The 18,445-nt window shown below is 46.3% G+C and carries 15 protein-coding genes; 8 read left to right on the top strand and 7 right to left on the bottom strand.

Annotated elements, in window-relative coordinates:
* Nucleotides 1–3: 3 nt before the first annotated feature.
* On the bottom strand, nucleotides 4–858 hold the full coding sequence (locus SDE_RS07540) for a substrate-binding periplasmic protein (protein ID WP_158303864.1): 855 nt from the start codon (nucleotides 856–858) through the stop codon (nucleotides 4–6).
* A 310-nt stretch (nucleotides 859–1,168) separates the two neighbouring features.
* Between SDE_RS07540 and SDE_RS07545 the strand changes: the two genes are divergently transcribed.
* The 7 genes from SDE_RS07545 (at nucleotide 1,169) to SDE_RS07575 (ending at nucleotide 13,547) form a co-directional block, all read left to right on the top strand.
* On the top strand, nucleotides 1,169–3,694 hold the full coding sequence (locus SDE_RS07545) for a TonB-dependent receptor (RefSeq protein WP_011467923.1): 2,526 nt from the start codon (nucleotides 1,169–1,171) through the stop codon (nucleotides 3,692–3,694).
* Complete coding sequence (locus SDE_RS07550; RefSeq protein WP_011467924.1) at nucleotides 3,695–4,201, top strand: RNA polymerase sigma factor; 507 nt, start codon at nucleotides 3,695–3,697, stop codon at nucleotides 4,199–4,201.
* The gene (locus SDE_RS07555; protein ID WP_011467925.1) at nucleotides 4,198–5,160 is read left to right on the top strand and encodes a FecR family protein; all 963 of its coding nucleotides are present in this window, start codon (nucleotides 4,198–4,200) and stop codon (nucleotides 5,158–5,160) included. Before SDE_RS07550 ends, SDE_RS07555 begins: the two co-directional genes overlap by 4 nt.
* 398 nt (nucleotides 5,161–5,558) lie before the next feature.
* On the top strand, nucleotides 5,559–9,113 hold the full coding sequence (locus tag SDE_RS07560; RefSeq protein WP_011467926.1) for a discoidin domain-containing protein: 3,555 nt from the start codon (nucleotides 5,559–5,561) through the stop codon (nucleotides 9,111–9,113).
* Between the two features lie 369 nt (nucleotides 9,114–9,482).
* Complete coding sequence (locus tag SDE_RS21240; RefSeq protein ID WP_011467927.1) at nucleotides 9,483–10,904, top strand: glycosyl hydrolase; 1,422 nt, start codon at nucleotides 9,483–9,485, stop codon at nucleotides 10,902–10,904.
* A 352-nt stretch (nucleotides 10,905–11,256) separates the two neighbouring features.
* Nucleotides 11,257–12,375 carry a lactonase family protein gene (locus tag SDE_RS07570; RefSeq protein WP_011467928.1) on the top strand — a complete coding sequence of 373 codons (1,119 nt, stop codon included), beginning with the start codon at nucleotides 11,257–11,259 and terminating at the stop codon, nucleotides 12,373–12,375.
* 125 nt (nucleotides 12,376–12,500) lie between these two features.
* Nucleotides 12,501–13,547 (top strand): nucleoid-associated protein, encoded by a 1,047-nt coding sequence (locus tag SDE_RS07575; RefSeq protein WP_011467929.1) that lies wholly within the window; start codon nucleotides 12,501–12,503, stop codon nucleotides 13,545–13,547.
* A 48-nt stretch (nucleotides 13,548–13,595) separates the two neighbouring features.
* Here the strand turns inward: SDE_RS07575 and SDE_RS07580 are convergent, their stop codons facing one another.
* Both SDE_RS07580 and SDE_RS21245 read right to left on the bottom strand, forming a co-directional pair.
* Nucleotides 13,596–14,525, bottom strand: a complete 930-nt coding sequence (locus SDE_RS07580; protein ID WP_011467930.1) for a hypothetical protein — start codon at nucleotides 14,523–14,525, stop codon at nucleotides 13,596–13,598.
* A gap of 205 nt (nucleotides 14,526–14,730) precedes the next feature.
* Nucleotides 14,731–15,093 (bottom strand): hypothetical protein, encoded by a 363-nt coding sequence (locus tag SDE_RS21245; RefSeq protein WP_011467931.1) that lies wholly within the window; start codon nucleotides 15,091–15,093, stop codon nucleotides 14,731–14,733.
* A 127-nt stretch (nucleotides 15,094–15,220) separates the two neighbouring features.
* Between SDE_RS21245 and SDE_RS07590 the strand changes: the two genes are divergently transcribed.
* Nucleotides 15,221–16,081: a sulfite exporter TauE/SafE family protein gene (locus SDE_RS07590; protein ID WP_011467932.1), complete on the top strand. Its 861-nt coding sequence runs from the start codon at nucleotides 15,221–15,223 to the stop codon at nucleotides 16,079–16,081.
* 15 nt (nucleotides 16,082–16,096) lie between these two features.
* Here the strand turns inward: SDE_RS07590 and SDE_RS07595 are convergent, their stop codons facing one another.
* Genes SDE_RS07595 through SDE_RS07610 form a run of 4 tightly spaced genes read right to left on the bottom strand, consistent with a single transcriptional unit; the run spans nucleotide 16,097 to nucleotide 18,443 of the window.
* Complete coding sequence (locus SDE_RS07595; protein WP_011467933.1) at nucleotides 16,097–16,900, bottom strand: ABC transporter ATP-binding protein; 804 nt, start codon at nucleotides 16,898–16,900, stop codon at nucleotides 16,097–16,099.
* Nucleotides 16,897–17,310, bottom strand: coding sequence for a hypothetical protein (locus SDE_RS07600; protein WP_011467934.1), 414 nt, complete (start codon nucleotides 17,308–17,310; stop codon nucleotides 16,897–16,899). Before SDE_RS07600 ends, SDE_RS07595 begins: the two co-directional genes overlap by 4 nt.
* A gap of 3 nt (nucleotides 17,311–17,313) precedes the next feature.
* A complete protein-coding gene (locus tag SDE_RS07605) occupies nucleotides 17,314–17,598 on the bottom strand; it encodes a hypothetical protein (protein ID WP_041325496.1) in 285 nt (94 codons plus the stop codon).
* Between the two features lie 35 nt (nucleotides 17,599–17,633).
* The gene (locus SDE_RS07610) at nucleotides 17,634–18,443 is read right to left on the bottom strand and encodes a thiazole synthase (RefSeq protein ID WP_011467936.1); all 810 of its coding nucleotides are present in this window, start codon (nucleotides 18,441–18,443) and stop codon (nucleotides 17,634–17,636) included.
* Nucleotides 18,444–18,445: the final 2 nt, after the last annotated feature.

Consider the following 18,445-nt stretch of genomic DNA (forward strand, 5'->3'; position numbering starts at 1 on the left):
CCTCTATTTAAGGTTTACCCATAACGCTTTATTACTTAACGGTGTTTCTTTTGTTAGTGTAGAGTTTTCTAAATAGAAAATCTTTCGCTGCTTAATATTCGCAAGCCTAAGCGCCTGTTGAACGTTTGGGTCTGCCATTACAAGTTTGTCGAAGCTGCCATCTTGGATTGCTAACTCTAGGCCTGTAAGTATTAACTTGGCGAGTTCGGGGCGCTTAGGGGACACAAAAATATATGCCGGTAACGGGTAAACAATAAGTATGTGTTCTTCTACAGCAAAGTTCATTGTGGGCAGTTGTTTTACTTCTTCCCAGGGCTCCATTAAACCCCGAGGAAACAAGTCGAAACGGCCCGCACGCAGCATGTTAAACAAGTTATGCACATCAGAGCTTTCGGTCACCTTTAGCCCTGCTTCCTTTAAAATGGCTGTGTCTGCCCAGCCTTCACCTTGCCCAAACCGCAGCGTTTGCAGTTGTTCTAGGGTGGTTATATGCGCGAATTTACCTTTATCTTCAGCTCTAATAAGCGCAATTCTGTAGCCCAACAAACCCTTATATATTGGTATGCGAATAGGAATAAGCTGTTGTTCGTAGTCTGCTGTAGTGGTTGCCCACAGAATATCGCTTTTACCTTCCTGTAAAAATTTTACTTCCCTTGAGTGGCTACAGTATTGGTTAACATTATTGAATGTAGGCTGGATGTTGAGTTTTGAAAAAGCTAAATATATAAGTTTTTCAATGTGCGCATTACCTGGGGTAATAGACTGCCCACAGTATCGGGTAATGACTATTTTGGTAGCTGGGCTTATTTGCTCGGTGGCCGATGCCTTTGCGGGCAGTGCCCAAGCCACATATGCCATTAATATTAACCTTATTGCTCTTATCCTAAGTAGGCCTATCATGCTGTTCCTGTTTGTGTGTGGTTAGGTGGCGCAAGCTAACTGCCTATAGGGCGGTGTATTAACATACCTTTTTATTATAGTTGCCCTGCGGTTTATTGGTGGGGTATTTGGTTTGTTTATTTGTGTTACAAATAGAGTTTGCCAACAACTAATACACGTCAAATTGTGCATATTTAATCTAGCCGTTGCCTTATAACTATTAAGCGCGGCTCATTTTCTAGTAGTATGCCTGTTCTGTTCGAATAATCACTTTGCTCTTACAAAAACAATGAAAATAATTCGCTTCTTTCTTATCGTCTGCATGGTTCATACCTGCCTGCCACCGGCTGCGCTAGCAAGTACAAATATAATGGGGGCGAATTCGCAGCGTTACTTCGACTTGCCCGGCCAACCTTTGCAAACGGGTTTAATTGAGTTTGCGTTGCAAGCAAATGTAACTGTAATTGCAGAGCAGGGCCTAATAGCGCAGTACCGTTCTGGCCCTGTGGTAGGGCCTAGCACTATAGATAACGCGTTGCGGCTATTACTAGCAGAAGCGCCACTCCAATTTGAATATATAGAAAGTGCAGCTGCTTACGTTATTCGGCCTGTTGCGGTGCAGCAAAGTGTTAGCGCAGAACCGACAGAAATAGTCATTCCAAGTATTGATGAAATACTGGTTGTAGGCTCCCAATATCCGTTTAGGTATAACACCATTACCAATACCCAATTGCATGGTGCCGTGCCGTATTTCGATTCTTCTCGTTTTTTGAATGTAATACCGCAATCGCTTATTCGCGATCAGCAACCGCAATCCCTAGAAGACGTATTGAAATTTGCTAGTGCCATTACCCCCGGTGACGGTATTAGCGATAGTAATGACGATGTTTATTTACGGGGTTTTCAGCGCCACGCAATGTATTTAGATGGCTTTAGGCTCGGCGACAGCAGTGGCGTTCGACTACTACCGGCAGGCATAGAGCGGGTAGAGATTTTAAAAGGCCCGTCCACCATTCATTACGGCCAAGCAGAGCCGGGTGGCATTGTGAATGTTATTCGCAAAAAGCCCAAAGCAGAAACGTTCAGTCAGGCGCAATTGATCGCTGGGGATATGGGGCGGCTAGGGGTAAGTGTTGATGTAAATAGGCCCTTGCTCAATACCAATAAGGCGAATTACCGGGTCATTTTTGTAGATGATCAGCAGCAGGAGTCGGGTGATATTCTTAATATTCACCGCCAGTTGCTGTCTAGCTCAATCGCTTGGCAGCCAAGTGCAAATACCACTGTTGATGTGGGTTTCGAATATCAAAAGGCCAGCCAAGAGTGGGATAGAAGCTTTGAAGTATTTACTGAGTTCGGCAATATTTTCCCCCATCGATCGATGGCAGATGTAGCCAAACAAGCGCGCCCAGGTTTTACGGCTCACTTCAATTTATTCAGCGCTGAGGTAAATCACTACTTTAACCCCAACTGGCAGTTACAGCTAAAAGCAAATTTGTTACAGGAATATCGCTACGGTGTTCGCACAACAACAGATAGCTATTTAGATGATCGTGTGCTTTTAAACACCGAAGGTCTAGGGCCAGATTTTGCATTGTTTATTCTGGGTAGCCAAACGGTTTTGCCGCTTATTGTGGAGCAACACGATGGGCTTTGGCACTATGGTTTAGGGCCCATTCGAAGTATTTACGATCAAGATGACGTAGAATTGGATAGCGGTTTTAGTGCGAAATTAGAGGGTAGTTTTGATACCGCTAACTTAGAGCATAACCTTTCGCTAGGAGTAGATTGGCACACGCAAAATATTACAAAGCGCTATATTGTAGAGCGCAGAGATATTGCACTTGGACAGCGTTGGGATGCATTTGAATTTGAAGCCGCCTTTGCAGAACTTGCGCAAACATTATTTATTGAAGACCGGCCACTGGGCGAGCTTGAAGAATATGCGAAAGAGTTAGATTACTCAGACTTTGGCGCATTTGTACAAGATAGCGTTGCACTTACCGATGAGTGGTTAGTGTCTGCAGGTGCGCGTTACATTGTTACCCAAGCAGATGTAAACGATATAACCCTGAATACAGCGACGCAGCTAAAAACCTTTAAGCACTTATCCACCCAAGCTGGCGTAGTGTACAAACCCAACCACGATCACTCTGTTTTTGCCAATTACAGTGAAGCGCTGCGTGCGAATTATATTTTGGATGATATAGGGTCCCAAATCACCGAGCCGGAATTATCGAACCAATATGAAGTAGGGCTAAAGTCTTATTGGTTGGGTGGTGATGTGCAAACGAGTGTCGCTGCGTATCATATTAATAAATGGAATGTTGTTGATGTGCAAGTTGTAGAGGGGTACCGCACAGCGTTAAGCGGCGCTACTTACGAGGTGCAAGGCATAGATTTCGATTTAAGTGCGCAGGTTAGCCCAAAGCTAAATGTACTTTTGGCGGCATCTGTAATCGACCCAAGTATAACGGATGGGAGCAACACCGGAAATTTACCCAAAATGGCTGCAGAGCAAACTTCCAGTGTGTTTACGCACTACCAGCTTAATAGTAAGCTAGATTTTGTTGCCGGCTATAAATTCGTAAGTGAACGTTATGCCGATGATGCCAATACCTTTAGACTAGAAGCCTACGGCACATTCGATGCCGGTGTTAGTTATACCTTTCAGTTAAATGGCTTGCATGCCAAGTGTAACTTGTCTGTTAAAAATTTATCTGATGTGCCGTACATCACTGCCGTCGATAGAGGGGCTCGCGTGAACGAGTCGGCAGGTAGAACTATTTCCGCCAGTTTTCAGGTAACGATGTAAATGTCTGCTACCGATAAATTAATTTCGCTTTACGAAAAATACCGGTCTGACCTAGGTGGTTTAATCGCAACGAAGTTTAAAAAGAATCAGCACGATGCGGAAGACATTGTTCAAGATGCTTTCTACAATGTATTGCGCGCAAAAAATATAGATACGATCGATAACCCAAAGGCGTACTTGTATCAAGCCGCTTCAAATTTAGCGTTAAACCGCATTCGTAAAAATAATTATCATCGCGATTACATTGCTAGTATGGATGACACTGCAGTAGATATGCTTACCCCAGAGCGCAATGTACTGGCGCAGCACGACCTTAAAATGTTGGAGACGGCAATGGATAAGCTACCGAAAAAATATCAAACCACGTTTTTAATGAGTCGTATGCATTCCAAAAGCTATAAAGAAATTGCCGCAGATCTAAACATTGCCGAAAGCACAGTGGAAAAACACATTATAAAAACCCTAAAGCACCTGCGCAGCCATTTGGATGAGGAGGTTGGGGTATGAGTAATATTCAGCGCAATAGTCATATAGAAAATGTGGCGATCGAATGGCTGGTTAAATTAAATAGAGATACCGTGCCCTCTGAGTTGGAAGCGGAATTTATGGCGTGGCTGCAAAGCTCGCCCGCCCATCAAGCCGCTTACATTCGTGCTGAGCAATTGTGGCAGCGCGGCGAAGCATTGCAAAAGCTTGCGCAAACCACTGCACAGCAGCCAGTAAAGGCAAACTTCTACTTCGGCTGGCAAGGCTTAAGTGCTTGTGCAGCTATTTTAATTGTTTGTTTATGTGTTTGGCTGTTGCCAAGCGCGCAACAGGAAATACTGCATTTTCAAACTGCAAAAGGGCAGCAGTTGCACATAGATTTGAACGATGGCAGTAAGGTGTTGCTCAATACTAGTAGTGCGCTAGATGTAGCGTATACCTCTTCACAGCGCACTGTTAGCCTGTTGCAGGGCGAGGCGTTTTTCGATGTAGCCAAAGATACCAAGCGACCGTTTGATGTAGAAACGCATCAAGGTACTGTTCGCGTTGTGGGTACGCGTTTTGCCGTACAGCATACCGAGCTAGACACTGTTATTACAGTGTTAGAAGGTAAAGTAGCACTGGGCGATAAAAGCGACTCATCAATATTCGAGCAAGCCGTATTACTTACGCCTAACCAGCAAACCACTTTTGCCGAAACCAAGCTCGGGCTAAAGCCCAAGGTAATAGATGCGGAAAAAAACTTAAGCTGGCGTAAACAGCACCTTGTTTTTCGTGGCCAACCCCTACGCGATGTGGTTGAAGAGTTAAACCGCTATTCCAGCACCGTAATTGTGCTGGGCGACGCAAGCCTCGCAAATAAGAATGTTACGGCTGTTATTCAGCTTGGCGAAAAGGGCGTAACCGCGGAAACACTGGGTTCTGCCCTGCAATTAAATGTAACTAAAGATAACAGCGGCAGGGTAGTCTTGTCGCGCTAGTCGATAGGCTCTTGTTAGTAATTTATATTCTATAAAAGAGGCCGGTTAGGCCTCTTTATCACCGTTCTACCTGCTAATCTCACCGTTTACCCGCTCCACCGCATAGTGCTTGGCGATAGTTTTTTGTTGTGTGAAAGTAGGCTTGTTACTGATTAGGCTTGCTAAAAATATAACGAAGACAAACTTGCCCTCCGTCAGTTTCTTATTACACGCATTGCCCACGGCAAAACATCACCATAACGATAAACGCAAAGGAATAATAACCTTCTGTTGTTACATTCGTTACAAACTCTCAATAGCTTGGCGTTTACTATCTGCGAGTTATTTCTATGCAACCGTCTGCGTACGGTTTGTATTGTGCTGCGTGTTATTCACAAAAATCAAAGTGTGAGTTTATCATGATTAAAAATAACCTAATTAAATATGCCGTTAGATGTGCAGCCTTAGGCGCACTCTCTACAAGTGCAGTACATGTTAGTGCTACAGATTACAACGACCCATATTGGACAAACCCCGAAGTGAATTCTGACTTTGTGGATAATTTCAACCAAACCCAAATTGACCGAAGTAAGTGGTTGGTTGAAACAAATATTTTTGTAAATGGCGAAGATATCGATTATCAAGATGTGGAGTACCCACAAGCCGATTGGACAATTGGCGTAGGGCAGGACGACCCCGCCGCAATAGACGGCAAGGCGCTTATATTAAAAGCGCGCTACATGGATGGAGAAGTGCAAGATTACTACGGCGGTGACCCGGCAAACCCAGGCAAGCCATTGTTTATTCGTTCGGGGCGTATTGAGTCGCAAATAACCGACGATACAACTTTTACCTATGGGAAATTCGAAGCCCGATTAAAAATGCCGCCTGCACGCAACGGCGAATTCCCCGCGTGGTGGCTATTAGGTAACTTTCCTGATGTGGGTTGGACCGCTTGCCAAGAGTTAGACATTATGGAATTTACCGGCAACAACGGTATGAATATTCCACAAACCTATTGGACCGCCCCCTATGCTGTACACGGTGGTACAACAGTCGGTTTAGCAGGCCTTGGTATTACTAATCCGCAAGAGCAGTATGTTACTTACGGTATTATTAAAACGCCGTCAAAAGTAGAGTGGTATATCAACGGTGTGCTCACCAATACTTTTTCTCGCGACAACCAAGGTGACGATCAACCTTGGCCGTACGTCACCCCCATGCGCATGATTTTAAACCACGCAATTACTCATGTGGAATGGCCGGATGTAGGTAACTACAACGCTTATTCCCCAGATGCCAACAGGCCCAGCGCCACAGGTTGGAGCTATGTGGATAACAATGGCGTAACCCAATACGAATATATTGATGTAGATGCAATGAACGCAAATATCGGTCGGGCGGGTACCGATTTTGTTGTGGATTATGTTGCCCATTGGCCGCTACCTACTAGCGATGCCGAACACAAATATGTAGACGATAGTAAATCCAGCTTTTTCCGCGAATCGGGTAACACTAAAGGCTTTTACAATTTAAAAGGCTGGTTAGCGCCAGTGTCAGTGACTGCTGATGGATTTGATCAACCAGGTTGGGATACCGATGTGCGCGACAATGGCGCCGATAATGCAGCTGATGGCTATGTAGGCTCTAAGTGGGCAACACCCAACGACGACGGTATTCATTGGGTTGAAGTGGATTACGGCCAAGACAAGCAAATTAATTACTTGTGGTTAGAGTGGGCGTGGAACCTACCTGCCGATTACGATATATACGGTAAAAGCAGTACTGGTGCTTGGGAATTTATCACCTCGTCACAACAAGAAGTGGCCACGTGGGCTACGCACGTTTTTGATGTAAATCGCACTTACCGTTACCTAAAGCTCGTAACAAAAGGCCGCATAGATAAATCTAGCCCTATTTGGTTGTTAGAGCTTATGGCATTTGAAGATGTGCCAAATATGTACCCTAAACCTGCGGGTACCACAATGCCTAACCGATCCGTTAACGTGCTAAATAATGGCAATTTTTCGCAAGGGTTAGATAGCTGGGGAACCGAGGCCTTTGATGGCGCAAACCCAACTTACAACGTGCAAAATGGTGCGGCAGTCATTGCGCTTACAAACGATGGTGGCTTATCGGGCTCTGTGCAATTGCACACTTCAGGTTTTGGTTTAAAGCGTGATTATCGCTATCACATAAGTTTCGATGCTCGCGCCGATGTTGCACGAAATTTAATGGTGCGCTTAGCAGAAAACAACCTTAACCCAAGCGCAGCTGGCACCTACCATGTAGAAACCGTTGCTGTGGGGACAAGCTTTAACACCTATAGTTTTACTTACGATTACACGGGGCAAGGTGAACCTGCTCGACTCGCATTTTTACTGGGCGGAATGGGTACTGCGACCACCTATATCGATAATGTGGTTATTCGTGAAGGTGACTTTATTGGCAGTGGTGAACCGCTTGTAGCGGCTATTAGCTCTACCAACTTTGTTAGCGCCAGTAATGGCTGGGAAACCGAATGGTGGGGTGCGCCTGCTCGTGCGGTAGATGGAAACTTAGGTAATAAAGCGAGCGGTAACGATGGTGAAGCCGAAGGCATGGATCTTGATATTACCGTGCGTATTGACGAGCATTACGACGTTAGAGCGGTATTGGTTGCGGGCGACAATTCACCTGAGCGAAGTTTGGATCAGTTCCGCGTTGAGTTTGGCAATGGCACACCTTTAATGGGCTGGACCGACAGCACAACAGAGGGTGTATACGAAGAGTTCGCAAACTTTAATAACACGCCTGCTGCTGGCGAGCGCGATTTTAAATTCTTCTTCCGCCCACCTGCAGGGCAACTGGTAGAAGTGGCCGATGTGCAATTGCTAGCGGTAGATTTAATGCCCCATAGAATTTCAGCCATAGCGTTAGACGAGGGCGGCACTATTTCGCCAGCAGGCACTACGCGCTACAGCAGAAACAACACCGATGATGCAACCTACACGTTTACCGCCCCACAAGGGCAATCGGTAAGTAATGTGATTGTGGATGGCGTGTCGATGGGACCGTTAAATAGTTATACTTTTACCGATATCAATGCTGATCACACCTTAGCGGTAAGCTTTGGTGGTGAAGTTGAGCAACCAGAAACTGGCGATGCTATCAACTATGCGCCCGAGGCTTACGCAACTGCGAGTTCCGAGTTACAAACGGCGGCGTTAGCCAACGACGGCGATGCAGGTTCGCGCTGGGAGAGTGAGCACGGTGCAGGCCCTTCGTGGTTAGCGCTAGAGTTAAATGACACAGTGCGCGTATCCAAAGTGGTTATTGATTGGGAAGCGGCAAACGCTGGCACCTATGAAATTCAAGGCTCGCTAAACGGTATAGATTGGAACACCTTAGAAGTCGTTAGTGGTGGAGCCTTTGGTAATCGTACGGATACGGTTTTACTAGATGGCTCTGCTAGTAATTCTGTCAACCATATTCGTATATACGGTGTAGAACGCAGTGCTGGCAACAACTGGGGGTATTCAATCTTTAACGTTGAAGTATGGGGCGAAGCAGGTGATACCTCGATGGAGGAGGAAGTAGAAATTGAGCCTGTATCCGCAGCAGCTAGCAGTGATTTTCAAGCGGCAGCGAATGCAATAGATGCCGATGCTGGTAGTCGCTGGGAAAGCGCGCACGCAGATGCTACCGCACACTTAACATTGGATTTAGCATCAACCTATAAACTCGTGTCAGTCGCTATAGATTGGGAAGCTGCCAATGCTGGAGCTTACACCCTAGAAGGTTCTAGCGATGGTGTAAATTGGACAACCATTGCAAGCTTCACCGGCGGTGCTTTCGGCAATAGAACCGATACTTTAACGGTGAGTGGCAGCCATAGATTTGTACGCATTAACTGTACAGAAAAAAGTGCAGGCAACAATTGGGGCTATTCCATTTATGACGTACGTCTAACTGCATTATTACCTACGCCTTAAGCGGGGCAATCGGTAATTATAAGCTGCTGATTTAAAAGCGAGCCTAATATCATATCGCTAGCCCTCGGGCTAGCGTTTTTTTGCTTATCTATTAATGGTTATCTATTAAAAGCTAGTCGCTATCGATTAGCTACAGCGTCCTATTTGTCGCGCTATTAGTCCTAGCAACCTTTTTTAACTATCTATTCCTTGTCAAAGCAGCGAGATTAAAGCTTGTCGCTTTACATGTTGCGCGTGCTCTATGCATAGGATTACCCCTCTCATACAACAATTAGAACGCAACAGTAGAAAATACAGCGATACACATTTTAGGTAGGTAATTTATCAAACCTATTTGTAGACATAATAATGAGATAAGCAGAGACCATTATGCAGTTAATTCAGCTACTAAAGACGATGGGTATTAGTCGGCTATGTATTTTTTTATTTGGTGCCGTACTCGCTAGCACAATGCTAGCTGGTTGCGGTGGTTCTTCAAGTTCAGAAAAGTCCTCAGGCCAAGTGGTGACTGAGCCCGAATCTGAACCAGAGTCAGAACCAGAGTCAGAACCAGAGTCGGAGCCAGAATCTGAACCAGAGTCGGAGCCAGAATCCGAGCCGGACCCAGCGCCCGACACAGCGCAAGATATGCGCAGCGAAAAACGCGGCTTAGCCTATGGCTACCACAGTGAAAACGACCTCAAAGCTATGCAGGGTAAAGTGAAGTGGTGGTACAACTGGGATACCCAAGCGGACGCGAACGTAAAAGAGAATTACGCCAGTTATGGCTACGATTTTGTTCCTATGGCGTGGGACGAAAACTTTAACGAAGAAGCGCTGCGCAGCTTTTTAGATAATCACCCCGATGTGAAATACCTGCTGGGCTGGAATGAACCAAACTTCATGGAACAGGCCAACCTCACACCAGCGGAAGCCGCAGCCCATTGGCCCGTGCTAGAGGCCATCGCGCAGGATTACAACCTAAAATTAGTCGCCCCTGCGGTGAACTACAGCCCCGGTAATGTTGATATTCCAGGTACCGATGATGATTACGACCCTTGGCTATACCTCGATGCCTTCTTTGAAGCGTGTGAAGGTTGCCAAGTAGATTACATTGCCGTGCATTGCTATATGAAATACGAAAGCGCTTTCAGTTGGTATGTGGGTGAATTTGAGCGCTACAACAAACCTATTTGGGTAACCGAGTGGGCAGGGTGGGACGATGGCGGCCCAGCGAATATGGGTGAGCAAATGAACTTCTTGTCCGATACTGTGCGCTGGATGGAGAGCAACGATAATATATATCGCTATTCTTGGTTTTTGGGGCGCAGTAGTGAAGGCTACGATCAGTTCCCATACCTAGATGTTTTACTGGCCGATGGCGAACTAACACCGTTGGGTAGTGTGTATACCTCTATTCCGTCCAACGATTTTCGCTACAAAATACCCGCGCGTATTGAGGCCGAAGGCGCCCATAGCTTAACGGGCTTCAAACACTTAGCCACAACCGATACTACAGGTTTAGCTAAGTTAATAGCCGCGTCTAACGAAGTAGCAGAGTACAAATTAAACGTGGAAGAGGGGGGCGATTACACCTTAGCTTTACGTTTGGCTTCATCTGCAAACAGTGATATTGCCATCCGTGTGGATGGCTTATTGGTGTACACCTTCGAAGATATTAATACCGGCGGTGTTGAGGCGTGGATGACCTTTAGCTCAACCCCTATTAGTTTAACCGCGGGTGATCACATATTACGTGTAGAGTCTAAATCGTCGCGTTTTGGCTTTAATTGGTTAGAGCTTACTAATTAGTACTTACCAATTAGTGATTATCCTATAGCACATTTACTCCCTACTGTTGTACGTTATTGCTCACTATGTAAGTGAGCAACTCTCCTCTCTAGGGCTGCCGTACTGGCGGCCTTTTTTATGCCCTTTTTTGTGTCTCTTGTTATTAATCACAAAAAAAACACCTTACCTTGATATAGTTGGTTTTTGCGTTTCTTATTCGGCGGCCACCCCGCTAGAATGATGCGCTGCGCACAATGCGCCTCGAATAAAAAATAACAATATCTACAAGGTGAAAATAGTGAAACTAAGCACAGTACGGAAAAGCTGGGATCAATCCAAAATAGTGGCCAATTGGTGTGTGGGAGCGTTATTTATGACTGCACTAGCAGGTTGTGGTGAAAAAAGTGAAGCCCCCAAGCCAGTAGCAGAAGAGCAAGGTACAGCAAAGCCTGCAGTGGTGGAAAGTCGATTTGCCATTGGTGGCTATACCGATGGGCCTGGGCAAGGTGTAAATGGTTTAAGCCTAAACCACGCCACCGGAGAGCTAACCAGCTTGGGCTTATTGGCAGAAACTGTGAACCCTTCTTACGTGGTGTTTAACGAAGACGCTACCGTAATGTACACCGTAAACGAGAAAGAGCACGGTGGCATAAGTGCGTTTACCTTAAATACCACCAACAAAACATTTACTCTTACTGCAGCGACACAAGGCGTGGCTTATGCGCCGTGTCATATTAGCTTAAGCCCCAACGGCAAGTTTATTGCTGTGGCGAATTATATGTCGGGCGATGTGCAATTATTTTCCCGTGCGGCCGATGCAAATTTAGCCTTAGTAAGCGCCCAGCAGCACACGGGTAAAGGCCCCAACGAAAGCAGGCAAGAAGCGCCGCACCCCCACTGGATCAACTGGAGCCCAGATGGCAAGTTTGTATACAGTGTCGATTTGGGTATAGATCAAATCATTAAATACACGGTTACCGAGCAGGGCTTTAGCGCTGGCGAGCCGGCTATTACCTTGCAAGGTGGCGATGGCCCACGCCATATGGTGTTCCATGCCAATAAAGATATTGCCTATGTAGTGAACGAGCTTTCCAACACTGTAGCAGTATTAAGCTATAACCCAGAAACAGGTGCGCTTACAGAAATGCAGCGCATAGGCACCTTAGACCCGGCCTTTAGTGAGCACAGCCAAACGGCGGCAATTAAAGTATCATCCGATCAGCGCTTTGTTTACGCATCAAACCGTGGCGCCAATACCATAGCGGTGTTTGCCGTAGCTGCCGACGGTCGCCTAACCTACGTGCACGAGCACGCTACCGAAGGCAAGTGGCCGCGCGATTTTACCCTCACCAGTGATGGCAAGTACGTGTTAGTGGCTAACGAGCATTCCAGTACTATTACACTGCTAGCCCGCGATAGCGAAACCGGCAAACTCAGCTCTACCGGTAAATCCATTGCTACGCATCGCCCAACGGCAGTGGTTGAATTTTAATCGCCTTGCTGATTGCCCACCGGCGCTCAGTGCGCCGGTTGTTATCCCCCCTTATGCATCCTTCCTAGGGTATAATCGCCCGCACTTTTTGTATTCACCCCATTTAGCTCAAAGAAGGTTTTTCCATGGCGCTTACCCGCATCATTGCTCATCGTATAGAACGCACCGTACCTACCGAGCAAGCACGCATTCAAACTAGGCAAACCTGTTGGTCACAAGATGGGCGTATTGAAGAGTGTTTTCGCGAAATGAAGCAAGCCGCGCTTAAGCGTTCGGGTAAAGATTATGGTCGTTTTTCCGACGACCGGGCCAACCATCCATTGGCGAGTTGGTTAGAAGAGTACCACGCAGAAAAAATGAGCTTTGAAAGCTTTACGGCTAAAGCCATGGCACACATTAAGCTAGAGCTAGATAAAACAGAGGTGGTAACCGGCGCGTTTTTTGTTTTTGCCCACGAAAAATTAGAAGAGGCAGATTTCTTACATATTTACTTTGTGCAGCACAACAGTGGCCAATATATTGATGCTGAATTGGAAATGGCCGAATCGTTTTATTTAGATACCGACGGTGTGCGTTTAGCAGCAAAAATAAACTTAGATGACTGGCTAGGCGAAGATGTGCATCGCAAAAACAATGCAGTTACCTTATTGCGCTGGCGCGGAGAAAAAGAGCTTTCTGAAGTGTTTGAAGCAAGTATTGGCTTCGCAGAAAAAATAGATTTAACCGCAGAGACCGAAGCGTTTTTAGAAGTGGTGAACGAATACACCAAAGAGTTACCCGATGTAGTTAAAGAGTACACCAAGGCCCAAGTTGTGGATTACTGCATGGAGCAAGATAAAGTGGGCAAGCCAGTTGTGATAAAAGAACTTTCTACTCAGTTAATAGAAGCCCCGAAATTACCTACAGAAGAATCCTACACGCCGCCACCGCCGTTTTCAGAGTTTATAAAACAAAATAAACCTTTGGCCAAGCCGGAGCTTATTCCAGATAAAGCCAAGTTACGCCAATATGTGCGCATAAGTGGCCGCAACGACTTTTTAAGCATGAGTTTTGCGTCTAGCTGTTTAGGTGATACCGTTGTTTACGACGCAGAGTCCGATAGCCTCACCATTAAAAATATTCCACCAAGTTTAAAATCGCGTTTATTAAAGCATGTACGCGAAAGTGATTAATTGTTAGTGGTGAGCATTAGCCGCGAGGGTTAGCGGCTAGGGCTATTGCTAGGGCTTGGAGCCAGTGTCGTAGGCATTTAGCCACAGCGCGGGGTTGTTAAGTGGTGTGGCGGCAGGCAGGTCTGGGTTGGTAAGGTAGATTTTTTTGCGCTCACTAAGTTTGGTATTGGCTATGCCGGTTTTAACCCGTACATCACTATGGAATAGCTTATCAAAACTGCCGTCGGCGATTGCTTTTTCTAGCCCGCTTTCAATTGCTGCGGCTAAATCTTTTTTTAGCGGCGATACAAATATATAAGCGGGCATTGGGTAAATAATTACCAGCTCTTGCTCTATGGCTAAGTCTATATCCGACCACGCTACTAGCTCCTGCCAAGGCTCCATCATTCCCCGTGGGTAAGCATCAAAACGTTTTGAATTTAGCATGTAAGCCAAGTTTTTGGGGTCGCTACTGGTAATAACCTTAAAACCTGCGTGCTTTAATATAGGGGTATCAGACCAAGTTTCGCCCTGACCAAGGCTAAATGCCCGCAGATCCTCCAGCGAGTTTACAGCGCTAAAGCGCGCCTGATCACCCGCGCGAATCAATAGCAGCCTATAGCCCAGCATGCCTTTGTATATTGGCACGCGAATAGGTATTAATCGCTTTTCTAAATCGTTCGTAGTGCCAGCCCAAAAGAAATCGGTTTTACCTTGCTCTAGTAGCGTAACTTCTCTGGGGTGGCTGCATCCCGCGCCATGTTTTTCGATTGTATAGTTTGCATGGGCGTAGGAAAGGGCGAGCGCTACGATATTGTCGACATACACATTTGCTTCGGCATCTACCGACCCGCAATGCCGCACAATATTGATTGTAGGTTTGGGTGGCTCGGCAGCAAAGCTAATTGGCGAATAAAGCGCGCACAAAAGAAGCCACCACCAGCATTTAAATGGCAGTGTATGCGTGTTGTTAATATGGCTTTGGGGGTGTATTTCCATCCGCATCCACCTTTGCCCTATATCGGGGGCGCTTTAGTTACTAGTATAGCGGAGAATTTGGCGTAATAATCGTTGTGCGATTAGAACTTGGAAGTTAGGTAGCGCTGTGTTTAGGTCTATCGAGTTATATCGTAGGTTTTAACTGGGTGCCTACGAGTGTAAGCACCTAGCGAGAGACTAATGTGCGAGCTAGGTTAGCTACGGTTTAGGGATTCGTGCAGCTCCAACCCCACGAGGTAAGCTTCTGAGAAAAAGCCTCTGCTCGTTCTTCGCAGTAGCCTTCTACATTGCTAGCATGCCACAAGGTATTCACTTCACCTGGTTGCTCGGTGTCTTTGTAATAATTTACCGAACACGGTACGCTAGCGCCCGCATTGGCGTATTCAATTTCTATGCGGCGAGTCATTTCGTGAAGAGTGCATTGGTAAGTAACTGCTGCTGTTTCGGCAACAGCGGTGGTGGTTGAAGGCGGCTCTTGGATGCCTTCTTCTTGCGCCATTGCACCGTAAGAAAAACTTAACGATACCGCTGCGGCAATTACCCAAGTGTTGGTAATTTGTTTAATCATGATTACTCCCAAGTATAATTATTTAGATGCGTAACACGTTCTTAAGTTGTTGCGTGTTTAATGTGCCGCGTAAGTGTCGGCAGTAGTAAATTGCCGTTTGAGTATAACGGCTAATGATGAGTTTCGCATGCCTCCTGAAATACTATTTCAAATTCTTGTGTTGCTGTTCGCAGGCTTGGTTGCTGGTTTTTTAGCCGGTTTGTTTGGCGTTGGGGGGGGGATAGTGATTGTGCCCGCCCTGTACGCACTATTTCGTTGGATGGAGGTAAGCGCTAACAGTGCTATAAGCATTGCGGTTGGTACATCGTTAGTCACACTTTTACCTACGGCATGTTCTTCTTTACGAGCCCATTACAAATTGGGAAACGTAAATAAAAATATTCTACTTTGGATTGCGCCCTTCATTTTAATGGGGGCCATTATTGCTAGCTCGTTGGTTGTGGCGCAATTTGGACGATTATTGTTGTTTGTGTTTTCTGGCGTGCTGTTGCTGGTTGCATGTATAACCATAGTGCGAACTTACCGTATTACACCCGCTGTTGAGCACTACACAATAAACGCGGAGCCCACGCTTAAAGGTGTGCTTATTAGAGTTATGGCTTCTATTGCGGGTTTTCTAATAGGGCTTTCTTCTTCGCTCGCGGGTGTGGGTGGTGGGGCCACTGGCGTGCCAGTGTTGTTAGGGTTGGGGTTACGCACCCACGCCGCTATTGGCACGGCTTCTAGCTTTGGGGTGTTAGTTGCACTGCCGTCAATTATTGCTTTGTTACTTTTTTCTTACTCGCCAGCAGATGCCCCCTGGGGGTGTTGGAAGCAAGTCTATATACCCGGTTTAGTGGTACTAAGTTTTTGCACTGTGCTTGTTGCGCCCTATGGTGCTAGGCTTGGCAAAAAAATATCGGAAAAACGTTTAAAAGTGTTTTTTGCGAGTTTGCTGTTTGTTGTTGGTGCAAGGCTGCTGGTGAGTAGTTTTATGTTTCCCGTTTAATCGACTGGCTAATAATTACAATGGAGCAGAATTAGGAACTGCAGAATAATAGCCGGCGCGCTCAGAAGCATGGATGGGTACGTCGTAAAGCTCGGATAAAGCTGCATCGGTTAGCAGGTCTTCTTTGGCACCTTGCCGGGTTATCTCCCCATTTTTTAAAAAAATTACCTTGCCTATTTCGGGCACAATTTCTTGTATGTGGTGGGTCACCAAAATTAGGGTTGTGCCTTTGCTGCAGAGGCTGCGTATATCTGCCAGTAATTGAAAGGCAGATTTTAAGTCTAAACCGCTGGTGGGTTCGTCAAGAACAAGTACTTTGGGGTTGTGTACCATTGCTCTAGCAAGCAGCAGCCTGCGTTGCTGACCGGTAGAAAGCAATAGGTATTGGCGATCTGCTAAGTGAGCGATACCAAGCTCTTGCATTATTTTTATTGCTGCGGCTTTGTGTTGAGGTAAAACTTGGTGGTGACTGTGAATACCAACCGAGCCAAAAAATGCCGAAACAACCACTTCTAAACCATTGGCTAGGGTATCGTGTTTTATTTGTGACTCGAATGAAACTGTGCCCATTTTTTTGCGCAGGATGTCCACCTTAATGCGCTCTTCACCAAAAAGTTTTAGATGGCTGTCTGGTTGTACTACGGGGTATATTTCGCGGTTAATTAATTTTAGCAGGGTGGTTTTGCCCGCGCCGTTAGGGCCAATAATCGCAACAGATTCGCCTTGCTCTAGGGTGAGGTTTAAGTTGTTAAAAACTTGGGTGTTGCGGCGATAAACTTGCGCGTTGCGCACTTCCAAAATAGGTGGTGTTACGCTCATTTTCGTTTATCCATTTCTATGTCTGCACGGCTGCGTAAGGTTTCTTTTTTTCTAATATCGGCGAATGGGTCTGGGCTGTTTTCTGTTTGGTTTTCTGCTTTATTGTTTTTGGCTGAGTTCGCCTGTTGCTTGCTGCTTTTGGTTAAGGGCTCTTTTGCGTTTTTGATGCGGTTGTGAATATTAATGTAATAGTAGAGCGCGGTTATTGCGCCAAGCGCTAACCATTTAAGTATATAGCTAAACAGTAATTGTTGACCGCTGCCAGATAGTTTTTGGTATTCCAAAAAGTCGTGGTGGATGGCGTTAATTAAGAAGTAGCCTAGAAATAGGGCAGCAGTGGAAATAATAATTTTTTTATAACGCTTCCATACGTAAGTGGCAGCAACCGATTTGGCAAAGAAATTAATCACGGTTTAACTCCAAAAAGACAAGCCAAGTGCGGCCAGTAGCATAATGATGCTTTTGTCTTTCAGCTCGCTTTTTAGTTTGTCTTCCTCTTCCTTTACTATAACTTCGAGCAAGTCTGCATCGTATTCTTCTGGCCTTTTGCCATGCAGATAAATACGTGTGGTTGCGCGCGCTATCGCTTTTTCGCGAATGCGCGTGTCTATTTTGCGTTTAAGCCCGCCTAGCTTGCGTTTAATTAGGCTTTGTTTGGGTTTGCTCTCGTTAGGCGAGAGCGGAGTATTGTCGGTCATGGGCGCCATCAGTATAGGTGTGTGTGCCCCACTGTTTAACCGCGATTACAAGGTTGGTGCCAAAAGGGCTGGCCTACGGTTGGCGTGCTGGCGCTGGCTGTTTGGCGTTTAACCATAAGGCCTGCCTTATATGCTTGGCGGCCTGCTTCAATTGCCAGAGCAAATGCTTTTGCCATTCCCGCGGGGTTACTTGCTTTCGCGACAGCGGTATTCAGTAAAACGCCATCATAGCCCATTTCCATGGCTTGCGCCGCCTGTGATGGTGCCCCTAGGCCTGCATCTATTATGAGCGGAATACGCGGCAAGCGTTCGCGCAGTGTTTTAAGCTGGTAGGGGTTAAGTAGGCCTTGGCCGGTGCCTATAGGGGCGCCCCAAGGCATAAGCACTTTGCAGCCTACATCTACCAATTTGTGGCAAACCATAAGGTCATCGGTGCAGTAGGGTAAAACATTAAAACCCTGGGATATAAGCTCGTTTGCCGCTTCTACTAGCGCGAAAGGGTCGGGCTGGAGAGTGTAGTCATCGCCAATGACTTCGAGTTTTATCCAGGGGGTGTCGAATATCTCGCGCGACATATTCGCTAAGGTAATGGCTTCTTTAGCCGATTTACAGCCAGCCGTATTAGGCAGTAGGTGGCAGCCGGTTTGCTGAATCGCCTCCCAAATGGCTTGGCCGTCACGGTTGCTGGGGTTTTGTCTGCGCAGCCCCAGTGTAACGATATTACAGCCCGAGCTAGCAATGGCATCTAGCATGGATTGCGGCGATGGGTACAGGGCCGTGCCCAACAGAAAACGGCTGCTAAAAGCGGTGTCGTATAAGTTCAAAGGGTCTTGAATATCATGCATGA

The organism is Saccharophagus degradans 2-40, from assembly GCF_000013665.1.
Taxonomy (GTDB): domain Bacteria; phylum Pseudomonadota; class Gammaproteobacteria; order Pseudomonadales; family Cellvibrionaceae; genus Saccharophagus; species Saccharophagus degradans.

Excerpts from the sequence above, each read along its gene's own strand:
- SDE_RS07610 (WP_011467936.1), bottom strand. The coding sequence starts at position 18,443 with ATGCATGATATTCAAGACCCTTTGAACTTATACGACACCGCTTTTAGC.
- SDE_RS07560 (WP_011467926.1), top strand. The coding sequence starts at position 5,559 with ATGATTAAAAATAACCTAATTAAATATGCCGTTAGATGTGCAGCCTTA.
- SDE_RS07570 (WP_011467928.1), top strand. The coding sequence starts at position 11,257 with ATGACTGCACTAGCAGGTTGTGGTGAAAAAAGTGAAGCCCCCAAGCCA.
- SDE_RS07595 (WP_011467933.1), bottom strand. The coding sequence starts at position 16,900 with ATGAGCGTAACACCACCTATTTTGGAAGTGCGCAACGCGCAAGTTTAT.
- SDE_RS07540 (WP_158303864.1), bottom strand. The coding sequence starts at position 858 with ATGGCATATGTGGCTTGGGCACTGCCCGCAAAGGCATCGGCCACCGAG.
- SDE_RS07575 (WP_011467929.1), top strand. The coding sequence starts at position 12,501 with ATGGCGCTTACCCGCATCATTGCTCATCGTATAGAACGCACCGTACCT.
- SDE_RS07605 (WP_041325496.1), bottom strand. The coding sequence starts at position 17,598 with ATGACCGACAATACTCCGCTCTCGCCTAACGAGAGCAAACCCAAACAA.
- SDE_RS07550 (WP_011467924.1), top strand. The coding sequence starts at position 3,695 with ATGTCTGCTACCGATAAATTAATTTCGCTTTACGAAAAATACCGGTCT.
- SDE_RS21245 (WP_011467931.1), bottom strand. The coding sequence starts at position 15,093 with ATGATTAAACAAATTACCAACACTTGGGTAATTGCCGCAGCGGTATCG.
- SDE_RS07545 (WP_011467923.1), top strand. The coding sequence starts at position 1,169 with ATGAAAATAATTCGCTTCTTTCTTATCGTCTGCATGGTTCATACCTGC.
- SDE_RS07555 (WP_011467925.1), top strand. The coding sequence starts at position 4,198 with ATGAGTAATATTCAGCGCAATAGTCATATAGAAAATGTGGCGATCGAA.
- SDE_RS07580 (WP_011467930.1), bottom strand. The coding sequence starts at position 14,525 with ATGGAAATACACCCCCAAAGCCATATTAACAACACGCATACACTGCCA.
- SDE_RS07590 (WP_011467932.1), top strand. The coding sequence starts at position 15,221 with ATGCCTCCTGAAATACTATTTCAAATTCTTGTGTTGCTGTTCGCAGGC.
- SDE_RS21240 (WP_011467927.1), top strand. The coding sequence starts at position 9,483 with ATGCAGTTAATTCAGCTACTAAAGACGATGGGTATTAGTCGGCTATGT.